Source organism: Paraburkholderia sp. J8-2, assembly GCF_905220195.1.
GTDB lineage: Bacteria > Pseudomonadota > Gammaproteobacteria > Burkholderiales > Burkholderiaceae > Paraburkholderia.
Genome location: NZ_CAJMZA010000024.1, coordinates 102,854 through 114,977, shown reverse-complemented (window position 1 = coordinate 114,977; position 12,124 = coordinate 102,854). Strand labels below are relative to the sequence as shown.

9 protein-coding genes and 1 pseudogene are annotated in these 12,124 nt (G+C 54.6%); 8 read left to right on the top strand and 2 right to left on the bottom strand.

Annotated elements, in window-relative coordinates:
- Positions 1-207 precede the first annotated feature (207 nt).
- From U5A52_RS32935 to U5A52_RS32900, 8 genes are all read left to right on the top strand, one after another.
- Positions 208-870, top strand: coding sequence for a DUF3313 domain-containing protein (locus U5A52_RS32935; RefSeq protein WP_321938090.1), 663 nt, complete (start codon positions 208-210; stop codon positions 868-870).
- A gap of 115 nt (positions 871-985) precedes the next feature.
- Positions 986-1,282 (top strand): hypothetical protein, encoded by a 297-nt coding sequence (locus U5A52_RS32930; RefSeq protein ID WP_321915991.1) that lies wholly within the window; start codon positions 986-988, stop codon positions 1,280-1,282.
- Between the two features lie 557 nt (positions 1,283-1,839).
- Positions 1,840-2,184 carry a hypothetical protein gene (locus tag U5A52_RS32925; protein ID WP_321938088.1) on the top strand — a complete coding sequence of 115 codons (345 nt, stop codon included), beginning with the start codon at positions 1,840-1,842 and terminating at the stop codon, positions 2,182-2,184.
- A 1,015-nt stretch (positions 2,185-3,199) separates the two neighbouring features.
- On the top strand, positions 3,200-3,907 hold the full coding sequence (locus tag U5A52_RS32920) for a response regulator transcription factor (protein WP_321938086.1): 708 nt from the start codon (positions 3,200-3,202) through the stop codon (positions 3,905-3,907).
- A 1,791-nt stretch (positions 3,908-5,698) separates the two neighbouring features.
- A complete protein-coding gene (locus tag U5A52_RS32915) occupies positions 5,699-7,036 on the top strand; it encodes an MFS transporter (protein ID WP_321938084.1) in 1,338 nt (445 codons plus the stop codon).
- Positions 7,037-7,086: 50 nt separating this feature from the next.
- Complete coding sequence (locus tag U5A52_RS32910) at positions 7,087-8,202, top strand: Xaa-Pro peptidase family protein (protein WP_321938082.1); 1,116 nt, start codon at positions 7,087-7,089, stop codon at positions 8,200-8,202.
- A 122-nt stretch (positions 8,203-8,324) separates the two neighbouring features.
- Positions 8,325-9,410, top strand: coding sequence for a MalY/PatB family protein (locus U5A52_RS32905; protein WP_321938080.1), 1,086 nt, complete (start codon positions 8,325-8,327; stop codon positions 9,408-9,410).
- Between the two features lie 275 nt (positions 9,411-9,685).
- On the top strand, positions 9,686-10,795 hold the full coding sequence (locus U5A52_RS32900) for a porin (RefSeq protein WP_321938098.1): 1,110 nt from the start codon (positions 9,686-9,688) through the stop codon (positions 10,793-10,795).
- A gap of 350 nt (positions 10,796-11,145) precedes the next feature.
- Here the strand turns inward: U5A52_RS32900 and U5A52_RS32895 are convergent, their stop codons facing one another.
- Both U5A52_RS32895 and U5A52_RS43355 read right to left on the bottom strand, forming a co-directional pair.
- A complete protein-coding gene (locus U5A52_RS32895; protein WP_321915985.1) occupies positions 11,146-11,505 on the bottom strand; it encodes a cupin domain-containing protein in 360 nt (119 codons plus the stop codon).
- A pseudogene (locus U5A52_RS43355) lies at positions 11,506-11,730 on the bottom strand (helix-turn-helix domain-containing protein); the annotation flags it as partial.
- Positions 11,731-12,124: the final 394 nt, after the last annotated feature.

The following is a 12,124-nucleotide window of genomic DNA, read 5'->3' as shown; positions in this document are numbered from 1 at the left end:
ACTAAAAAAACCGTCCAGACGTTTTGCTTTCTCTGTATCTCGTGCTAGACTTCGCTCCAGTTCTTCACCTTGCATAAAATACGAACCGTCTGGACGGCTTTATTATTCCGCGAAGACAGCGGAGATTACCTGCTGACGTCGTAGATCAAACCGCCCAGACGCCTTTGTTCATGCCGTTGCCGCCGTGTATCTCTCATGGGACCCAAAATGACAATCACCAGGAATGTTCGCCACCTGCTTTTCGCGCTGTCGTTTCTCTCGCTGGCAGGTTGTGCCGGTGTTCAACCCGTCGCCTATTCCGGCATTCCGTCGTCTTCGTACCTGAAGGCGAATGCCCACGACGATACCGGGCGCATCCCGTATAACTACTCGACGACGGTGAACTGGCAAGCCTACTCCAGGGTGATCGTCGACACGGCCACCGTCTATAACGGTGCTGACAGCCAGTTCGGCGACATGAGCGACGCCGACAGGGCAGCGCTGGCCATTTACCTCCAGAAGTCTTTCACACAGAGACTCGGGACGAGATTTGTCTCGACTACGCAGCCCGGTCCGGGCACGCTTCGCGTCAAGCTGATCCTCACGGGTGCCGAGACCACGAAACCCGTGATTGGTCAGTTCACACATTTCGATATCGGCGGAAACGTCTATAACGGTGTGCAGGCCGTTCGCGGCGGTAAGGCGATGTTTGGCGGCTCCGTTTCGTACGCAGTCGAGATTTACGACGCGTCGAACAACAAGCTTTTGAATGCCTACGTAACAAGGCAGTATCCAAACGCCATGAACCTGGTCGCGAGTTTTGGCTCACTCGGTGCGGCGAAAGCAGGGATCGACAAGGGCGCCGACGCGTTGGTCGCTGAGCTCCGGTAAGCAAGAACACACATCGCGCGACACGGTGGATCAGTAGCGTGGAGCCACTGTGCGCGTAAAGCCCTTGCCGTGCATCCGGTCTCGTAGGTAACCAAATCGGCTGACGGAGCGTCCAATGCCTGGAATCGCGTCCCTCTTCGCACTGCCCCTCCCTTCGCCCGTTATGGTGGCGCTGGTGTTCGTTGCCGCTTATCTGCTGGTTGGCATTCCGCTTCATTTCCTTGCCGGTGCCGAAGCGCGTGACCTATGGGCAACGTGGACCGGACTGTTCGCCGCACTGATTTACATGGTGGTCTTCATTGACTTCTATCCTGAAGCGCACGATGTAACCACACGTCAACCGGCCGTTGCGCAACAAGGACTTTCCGTATCAGGGGAAGCGCGACAGCTGCATCGCGAAGCCAGAAATTGAGTTGGCCAGTTATATGTCGCTGGCTCAGGCGTGTGGCAGACGCACTATGGCGGATCTTACTCTGCGTGTATCGCGTAGTAGTTGGCCAACTTTGATTCAACCGTACTGGTGACAAACCTGCGACTGCTGGGCTCCTCGTTTTGAAGGACAGTTGATGTGGGATCAGGCAGTCATAACCCGTCCGATGACGCTATCCATACAGGCCATTTTTCACGATGAATTCTTCCTCCCAACTCCAGCCCGGCGCCGCGCGGACATCCCGCAGGCTACTGGTTTGCACGATCCCGGTACTCACGGCCCTCTTTTGTGTGCTCGTTACTGCAATGGTATTTTCTGGCGATGTGCCAGGACTCACCGAAGGATTCCCATCCACCAGCAATATTGACATACACAAGAATCAGATTTCCTTGAGCCAATCTGAATATCAACCGTGAATTCTGTCGGTTTTGAAAATATTTCCGTCGATATGTGATGTTCGGGTTTGTATCGCAAAGCAGCTGAGTGTGCTATCCACTCCCGTGTGGCCCGATTCCGACCGTCAAGACAAGCGCAGAGAGATGGCATACATCATCGGCCAGGACGTGGGCGCGATTCTCGATCTGTTTTGGTCGAGTGCGTATTCGATGTTCTGGATAGTGGGGCTGGCGACAACATTTCTATCGCTCATCGCGGCCTCTATTTTCCTCATGCGACGGGCAGAATCCTTTGAGGTTTTCTTAGGCGCAACCGCAGGACTGATTGCAGGCCTTTCCTATTTTTCCCTTGCGCTTGGAACGCTCCCCGAAAGCGATGCCCGTGCAATGTGCTCGACAGGTTCGCCGACGCCTCGCGTCGCTGTACACACGAGTCCGATAGCCTTGTCTGGTGAAGGTCAACATGGTCGATGCAAGACAATACACTAAACGCCATTTGTTTTTCTGATCGAATTTCAACCGCAGAATACTTGTCCAGAATCCCGTTTGCACAAGTAAAAAGCCGCTGGAAGTTATTTGGAGGTAGGTAATGAGACGCCTGAGAGCCAGTCTGACTCTGTCAATCGCGTTCACGTGCATGCTGGCATGGGTGTGCTGCGACTACGACAGAAAGTGAAGTCAAACCAGAGAGTATTTCGGAATTCACAATCGGCGCGACAACTCAGCAATACGTAATCTGGAGGCTGGGAACCCCGTCTTCAACAACCACCCTACCGGATGGATCGACGTTTCTGGTTTACACCTTCACGGGTAAGCCGCCATTTTGGGACAGAGTGATCTCAAATTTCGGACCGTACGCAACGACAAATGTCCGCAGAACCACCGTCAGCTTTATTTTCGGACCGGACGGGATTCTCAAGAAATCGGATACCGTTTCATATCAATGATCGCCTGTACGAGCTACGGAACACAAAGCTGCTGGTCACCCGCGGACATCCACGTTGACGTTGACTCATCTCCGCTTCCATGCGCATGTGAGCGCTTTCAGGTGCAAGCGTACCGGCGCCATTTCTTTTCAGGATTTCCCTACCCTCCTTTCAGCTCATCCTTCTTTATCCTTGTGACATTCCCGCCATAATGAAAAGTTCAAGCCTTCGCTCCCGCGTCGCATTCTCAACGTTGTACCGTGTTTCAGGCAAATGGCGGCTCGTGTGCACATCGACCAAAAGCAAAAGCCGCAACCCGCGGCCACGATGCTGCATTGTGGATCGACGCTTCGTTCCGCAGGACCAGAAGCGAACCTTCAATCGCAACGAATGTATGGCCGCCCGCCGATGAACGCCGCCTCAATCGCGGATGTCCTTGCAGCTGCAAGCACCGAAAAAATCGATAACACATACATCGGTCAACGGTCCAGTGAGAATTCGCCGGTTCGATCAGTCAGTACGAATCGGCTGCCCAGTGAAATTGCGGCCTAAGGACTACGATCCTGGATTTGATCACTATGCGTATCGCGGTTCTCGATTATGACCCTGGCCAGTCGCGATTCGTCTACGAGGCGCTGACCGCTGCCGGCCACGACTGCCATGTGTTTGCCGAGGGCGGCGCGCTGATTCAACGGATGCAACGGGAAACCTTTGACCTCGTGACGCTCGACTGGAACGTCGTTGACATTCCGGGTGATGCTGTACTTGCCTGGATCCGCAATAACGTCGACTCGAATCTGCCTGTGCTTTTCATGGCAAGCCGCACGGGCGCGCAGGACGCCGTCCATGCGCTGAATGCCGGCGCCGATGACTACGTCACCAAACCGATCGCCGCCTCCCTGCTTCTCGCGCGCGTCTCTTCGCTTTTGCGCCGGACTTTCCAGCAGGAAGCGGCGGCGACCTCGCAGCAGTTTGGCGAGTACCTGTTCGATATTCGGGAGGGTAAGCTTTTTCGCCACGGCACATGCTTACCGGTTACCCGGAAGGAGTTTCAGCTCTCGCTACTACTCTTTCGCAATCTTGCGCGCCCGCTATCGCGAGCTCAAATCCGCGCGACGGTCTGGAAGCAGCTGACTGACATTCCCACGCGTACGCTCGATACACACATTTCCACCGTACGAGTCAAACTTGGACTTCGGCCAGAGAACGGCTATTGTATCGTCCCGATTTACGGCTACGGCTATCGTCTTGACAAGCTTGATGCAGCTGCGGTGGGCTTGTCATAAATGCTCGGAAGAGGTTAAATGGCCACTCGTTTCGCGCCTCATATCCCGAGGTGCGCAGTTGATCAAGAAACCAGCGCAATGGCGCCTCCTTTCGCGTCGAACCTCCACAAGCCGCTCGTAAGAACAGGTTGCACGGATGCGGGTATCGAATGCATCACGAAGCGTCGAAGGGCATTCGAGTAGCGTCTGCGTCGCACCGGTGCGCCAGCGTGATGCACTGTGTGGATGTGCCGGCCCCCGTGCCCGCTTCGGTCAGTGCGGTTGCCTTGGCGGCGCGACCAAACACAGCAATGACTCATCCCAAGTGAGACTCATTGTCATCACATCCTGAACGAGCTTGCCCGCTACCGCCCCGATCTACTCTCTCTGTTCATCATTTATCCCCCCTCATCCCGTCACGTGCTTCGCTTAGTGATTGTCGTTGCAAGGATGGATAGATCGCGAAATCCGGACCTGACGTACAAGTGAAAATCCCGTTGGCATTTGCAGACCTGCATGCACTTTGTGGCTGCGCGGCGTAGTGCTCATCTAGTTGCCGGATGCCATGGCTCGACGACGCGCGATGCGTCTACTGAATTTCGACTATAACTTCCCTCTGATCCAAGTGATCGCATCCTCGAAGACGGGCCACTGGCAGCGACCACAAGGAAACGAATCAGGAGCAAATCGTGCGGTTGGGCGAACGAAGAGACGTTCCTCACGTCAGAAAAACCATATTGCACCAGTGTTCGAGTCGGCAGACGCAATTGACGGCGTGCGTGCATTCGCAGAAAGGCGCGAGCCTCGATGGAGCGGAATTTGACATTCTTCCCGCCCGGCGCGCAAGCGACGGGGATTCCTTCTACAGGACGACGTTCCGTCGCTAGCAATCGCATCAGCGAACTCGCGCCGTGATTCGTTGCCCCTCGGCTCGGCACGGCAGTCTGAAGGTCACGATCTCCACTCACGACGACGCTGGTGCCACGCTTACCGTGGAATCGTGATCACGACACGTAGCAGGCTGCTCCAGTCGCGGCTCGCGTGGCCTTGCGATAGACACGGGCCCGTGCTCCGGCGAATTCGACTCAAGCCACATCAATTTCCGTTTGCTCGCATCAACGACCAACCGAGTGGCGTCCCTCAAAATGGTCGCTTTCAATTCGGTCGTCCGTTTTGATCGCCGCAACAGCCCGACGCTTGTCGGCAATCAACACGATGGAGCCGGCCTTCAGGGCGGCCTCTGCGACATCGCGCGAGCGCATTGTCCGGCGGCGCACGCACTATCTCAACCGTGAGCCCGCCTGTCACATCCAAGACCTTTGGCGATTGTCCGCGACATATTGCACCCCTCCGAACTACGCTACGCCCCGGCATGGCACCCCATTCCAGTGATTGCGAACCATACGAAAAGCTTTCGAGTAGTTGCTTTCGAAGTTCGTCACATGTTTGCGAACCAATGCAGCTAGGTCATAGCCAGAGGGGAGTACTGCGATCATGGCTACCGCCAACTGAACGTCGCACGCCTAGAACCGCGCTCCCCGATCCGTCGATGACGGTGGCCGCCATCGACGACCCTGGTCGATCGCTCGACGATCCTCGAGCTCAACGTTGAAAGCTACTTGCGTCGTAACGCCAGCGGAAGCAAGCGTACCCGCCTGACGAACGAAAATTCCCGCCCTGCACGGCGACGTGCCGGGGGCGTCACCCTCGAATTTTGATATTGCTTGACATCGCCGGAGGAGTTACACAATAGTAAACAGTAGTTTCATGAAATACACCACATGAATGATGAAGGGGACACTTGGAGAACATATGAACAGGAACAATGTTAGAGGCGGAGCAGCAGGCGGCAGGGCGTTGGCCGCCGCGTCGCTGGGCAATGTCATCGAGTGGTTCGACTACGGCGTGTACAGCTTCGCCGCAATCACAGTCGGAACACACTTCTTCCCGACGAGCTCCTCGGTTGCGGCCGCGCTAGCGTCATTCGCAGTGTTTGCCCTTTCCTTTCTGATCCGTCCAATCGGCGGCATCATCATCGGTTCCTTAGGAGACCGCCGCGGCCGTCGGGACATGCTCATGCTAACCGTCGGGCTGATGACTCTAGGAACGGCTCTGATTGGCCTGCTCCCGACCTATAGCGAGATTGGCGTGGCCGCCCCAGTGCTCCTTGTCGTGGCGCGCATGATCCAGGGGTTTTCGGCGGGCGGGGAATATGGCGGCGCAAACACATTCGTGGCCGAAGTGGCACCGTCTGGCCGGCGAGGGCTCTTTGGAAGTGTCCTGGAGTCTGGCGTGCTGTTTGGCTACCTGTCCGGGGCAGCTATCGTAATCGGTCTGATGCACGTGCTGTCCGCTGACGCATGGAAGGCATGGGGCTGGCGACTACCGTTTCTGATTGCCTTGCCGCTTGGACTCCTCGCAGTCGCACTACGCAGAAACCTCGAGGATTCTCCCGTATTCAAGAAAATGAAAGCGTCTGGAGAGCAAGTTGCCTCGCCGTTGGCGGATTCGTTTAGAAGAGCCGCACGGCCCATGTTCCTAACAGCCGCCTTGGTAGCGTTCGGAAACAGCGCCTACTATCTCATTCTGGCCTATTTGCCGACCTACCTACAAACCGACCTCAAGATGTCGGGGGACGCCGCTCTGATGTTGAGTGTGTTGGTCATGGTTACGATGCTGGTCGCTATACCAATCTTCGGACGCTTGGGAGACCGGATTGGGCGCCGAGTATTACTGGCGGCATCTCCGCTCATCTATCTCGTTTTCAGCGTACCGATGGTCATGATGCTTCAATCAGGAAACCAAACGTACGTCTTTGCTGCAGCGATACTAGCCGGTTTGGCGCTTGCGCCAAACGCGTCGCAATACTCCGCTGCCCTTACCGTCCTCTTCCCCCGATCGGTTCGCTTTACGGCTTTCACCTTGGCGTTCAACGTAGCCACAGCCTTGTTTGGAGGAACCGCGCCGTTCATCGTGGGTTGGCTTACTCAGGCAACAGGCAGCAGCTTCACGATCGCTTACTACCAGATGGCCATGGCAGTGCTTGCACTAGTCGGCGTGTCAATGATGCCGGAAACCAAGTCCCTCACTGCAGATCATGACGCGGTCATGGGTAATGAATCGCTCGAGACCGCGGTCGCCGAGCGATAACTGCCGGCACTTTTCCTTCCTATAGACTTCACCAAACCAGAAGAGAAAACATGTGGTTCGATATTGCTGAATATCAGTCCCGACTCGAAAACGCGCAGAAATATATGGCTCGACATGAGCTTGACTATCTGCTCGTGTTTGAACCTGAGCTCGTAACCTACCTGACAGGGTTCTACACATTAGGGTACGGAACTTCATTTCAATGTGTTCTCGTCCCCAGCTCAGGCCTCCCTCTCACAGTGCTTCGAAAGGCGGAACAGTTTCATTTCAACGATACCGCGGCGTGGCTCGACAAATACCTGCTATGGTACGACGGCGAATCCGCTCCAGATGTCGTGATTCGTGCGATGGCCGAACTGTCTGTAAAAGGGCGTGTCGGCTTCGACGGGGCATCGTGGCGGGCTACCACCACAATAATGGATCGCGTCAGAGGGGCGATTCGCGCAAGTTTCATTGATCTTGGTACGCAACTCGATTCGCTTCGTTTTATAAAGTCCCAAGCTGAGATTGCCTATATGCGCGAAGCTGGAAAAGCCGTGTCCCTGATGCATGAGGCTGGAATCCGCGCTGTATCTCCTGGTGCAACCGAGAGGGACCTAATGATCGCGACAGCTAGTGCCGGTTTGCGAGGAGGTAGTGATCAGGCGGAGCCCGGGCCACTAGCATCGGGTGAACGTGCATACCATATCCATTCTTGCTTTCAAGAGCGTGTCATCTCACACGATGATCTGGTTTTCCTTGAAATGTGCGCACACAAGAAAAACTATCATGCTCGTTGCATGCGCACCATTGTTGTCGGCCAACACGACGATCGCATGGTCGACACCTACCGTCGATTTGTCGACATTCAAGATGAGGCTTTAGCTACGATTAGAGCAGGTGTGCATTGTTCGGTCCCGGACCGGATAGTGCGTGAAGGCGTTGTAAAGACCGGATGGGTCGACCAATATCCGAACAAGACCTTCTACGGTATCGGAATGATGTTCTGGCCTAACACCTACGAAAAGCTAGAGGTCACTCACAACGCCGACTTCCATTTCGAGGCTGGAATGACATTTCACGCTTATATCTCCGCGCGTGGCCTCAATATTTCTGAAAGTATCGTCATCACAGATCGGGGCCATGAACGTCTAACCACCTTCGACCGAGGAATAATTCTAAAATGATCTCAGGATCACATAACACCTCGTCTCCGCTATTTGAGAACTATAGCACCCGGGATCTTAGAGAGTTAAAGCGCGCAAAATGGTCCAGTTCAGGCGCGCAATACGGAGCGGCAATCGCAGAGATGGATTTCGATCCGGCGGCCGACATAGCCGCTGCACATGCGGCATCAGCCATGCGCGGCGACCTTGGATATGCTCACCCTAAGGCGCTTAATGCTGCCTCGGATGCGCTTCGGGAATATCTCTTTCTCAACTATGGATGGCGGATCTCCTCTAACGAGGTAATAACACTCGGCGATCTTCTTCGAGCCCTTGAGGTTTGCCTTGCGTATTTCAGCGCGCCCGGCTGCCCGGTTATTGTACCGACCCCTTCCTATCCGCCACTTTTGATAGTGCCACGATTGCTCGGGAGGAAGGTTATCGAGAGTCCACTTCGTCAATCAGGCGGCCGTTGGACTTTGAGCCTCGAGGATATCGAGCGTGGACTCGGGTTGGGGGCTCGCCTTCTGATACTTTGTAATCCACATAACCCAACAGGAACTGTATACACCCGCGACGAACTCATCGCACTTTCCGAGCTCGTGGAGAGGTACGGGGCTCGCGTTTTCGCGGACGAGATTCATGCACCTCTCGTCTATCCATTTCGGGACAACGACGGTCAGCTTCACTGCCATACGCCATACGCTTCCGTCACCGAGGTTGCGAAGAACCATGCGCTGACTGGCGTATCGGCCACGAAAGGCTGGAATTTGGGCGGTATCAAGGCCGCACATCTGATCGTATCGAACGATACGGAAATGCCAATACGCGAGCGGTTACTCGAAATGCTTGCTCACGGCGCAAGCACAGCAGGACTTTGGGCGACAACGGAAGCATATCGTAACGGCGGAGCGTGGTTAAACTCAGTACTAGCCTACCTTGACGGAAACCGCTGCCGGCTATCAGATATGGTTGCGGAGCATCTCCCGGGAGTCGTCTACCATCGACCATTTGCTTCGTATCTCGCGTGGCTTGATTTTCGTCGGACTCAGATTGGCGACCGACCAGCCGAATTCATGTTGCGTTATTCAGGGGTGGAAACTAGCGAAGGCGTTGATTTTGGGGAGTGCGGTTCCGGATATTTGAGGTTGAACTTTGGTACCCCCTATCCGGTACTTGAGGAGACGCTCAGCACGATGGGTCATGCACTTCGCGTGGCTTCGCGGTGACTGCTTGTCAAATCCATCGGATACAGACGTGTGCCATTTTTTCGTTTCTATGATTGTGAAAAACCAAAAATATACTTGAACTTGTATATCTGCACATGCGCCAAGGTTCGCAATTATTTACCATTTATGGATGAAAATCCTCCTCGCGCAAACGGTGCAGGCGTTTTTATGAACTGACGTAACCACACATCCTGACGATTCCGTCTATTATTTAATAGCGCATTTTTGAGGAGAAAGCCGTGCATAATAAATTTCACTCGTCGCTAATATTTTGCATTACTAATCAAAAGCGAATCATAGGTGTTAGCGTAGCGTTAATGACTTCTACTGTGGTTCATGCGCAAAGCTCCGTGACCCTCTACGGGTCTATTGACTTGGGCGTTGATTTCGCCAGCAATGTTGGTGGCGCCCATCAGTACCGTATGGCTAGCGCGGTCGGGATCCCTACGCGATGGGGTCTGACTGGCAACGAGGATCTCGGTCAGGGGCAGTCAGCAATCTTTAAGGTGGAGAGCGGTTTCGACGCGACAAATGGCGCACTAAGTTCTGGATTGGGCTTCAGTCGGCAAGCGTACGTCGGCATCAAGGATGAACGGTTCGGAACTCTTACTCTGGGTCGCCAATGGTCCCCTTTGACCGTTATGGTAGGGGCGTTTTCTCTGAACGTTAACTACGGTGGATGGTACTTCTCGCATCCGAACGACGTCGACAACCTGGACTACACGTTCTCGATTCCGAGCGCGATTAAATACGCGAGTCCAAAAATTGGTGGCGCCAGCGTCGAAGCTCTGTATTCCTTCGGAGGACAACCCGGGCAATTTTCAAACGGCTCGAGCTATAGCGCTGGAGTGGACTATTCTGTGGGACAGTTTTCTGCCGCAATTGCCTATCTTCGCGTTAACGATCCGCAGACAACCGTGTTCGGCTATCAGAGCGGTGGAGGCTATGTGAACTCCGTATACGGCACGTATCTTCAGAACGCTCGCAGTCAACAGATCTTCGGTGTCGGCGCGTCATATGCCTTCGGATCAGTCAGAATCCTCGGCAACTTCACTGACGTCAATTTTCAGCAGGGTGCTGGGAACGGACAGGATGTGAAATTTCAGAATTACGAACTCGCGACAAGCTGGAACGCAACATCCGCGCTCGCACTCTTCGGCGGCTATACGCTCACCGACGGCCGAAATCACGCCACAGACCAGCAGCCGCGATACCAGCAGTTCAACATTGGCGCCAACTACCAGGTCTCCAAACGTACTGCGCTCTACGCAATCGTCGCGGTCCAGAAGGCGAGTGGCGGTGCAGTTGCACAAATTGCCGGTTTCAACCCGTCCTCGAATGGTAAGCAGGTCGTCGGTCATGTTGGCATTAATCACGTGTTTTGATCTGGCCGCTTGCACGCTTCACTGATCACGTGGTCATTTTGCATGAGTGGCTGAATTACGCAATTACGGACAGAATTTTGCCATTTAAGCGATGACTAAGTCCCGGTGCTTCGACGAGTACCGGGACTTGCCTATACTCCAACGCAACGTCGATGCGTGTGTAAATGACGCGTTCGACGCCGTTTATTGACGTGATATTCAAAAGAAGCGGCGCGAACAGACCGTCCTGTCGGCTAACCGTCGTCTAAATGGACATCATCATTCACTTGATCTGTCAAGGTGAGAAGACGCGCTGTGCAGGTCGGTAGGCGTGCTTCTTGCAAATGCCCGCCGCAACATGCCAAAAATTTTTACCGTCCAACCGACGGCACCATGACCCAAATCAATTCAGCAGATTTGGATTTTTCCAAATTGTGGTAGGTGTGAGGTTCACGTCCAGGAAAGGTTATTGCATCTCCAGCATTTAAATCAACAACCTTGTTCGAAAACTGGATACGGATTTTGCCTTTCAGAACATACGCCGTTTGCGACTCGCAGAACATTGGGTACAGTTCTTCGCCAGCGCTTGCACCGGGTTCCATTGTGGTATGGGTGAGCGACAGTAGCTTGTTGCTAGCCGGGCTCAACAAACTATGCCTAATCCCTTGTGCCTCGTTTGAACCCACAATGACGCTTCCAAACGAGACGACCTCCACCTGCTCGATGGTCAACAGGGCCCCCGGGTCCACACCGAGGGTCTTACACAGATTTACGAGAGTTCCGACAGTTGGTGAGATGTCGTCTCTTTCGAGACGCGACAAGTACCCCTTTGTTACGTTGGCAGCATCCGCGACCTGTTGAAGCGTGAGACCTTGCGCCAGTCGCGCCGCCCTAAGTCGGGGGCCAATGGTGAATGACGCATCCTGTTGATGGATTGCCGTTGATCTGATAGTCAAATCCGCCCCGCCTCCTCAAAGCATTCAGAGTTTCGCCACTACGTTGACCGAATATGCGCGAGCTATCGAGTATGTCATGTACACGCACAACGCGAACGCCATGCTCCATGCCGGACTCCGCGGAAGATGGCCGCACGTTCTCTACCGTCCGTCAGCACCACAGCAGCTCTTGCAGGCGCAATCGGGCTCGCTCAATTTTCGACATCCGAGATTGGCCGTTGCTCGGCCAATCACCCAATCGCTGGCTTTGACCGCCGCCATCGATGGGAGACCTACCCGCTTAGCATGATTGCGGCCAACTCCGAGGTCTCTTGGCGAAACCGCCGCCAACCCGGGAACGGCGTCCAGTAGGATTGTAAGCGACCTCTGCAAAGTTGAGCGAGACGGCTTGCGC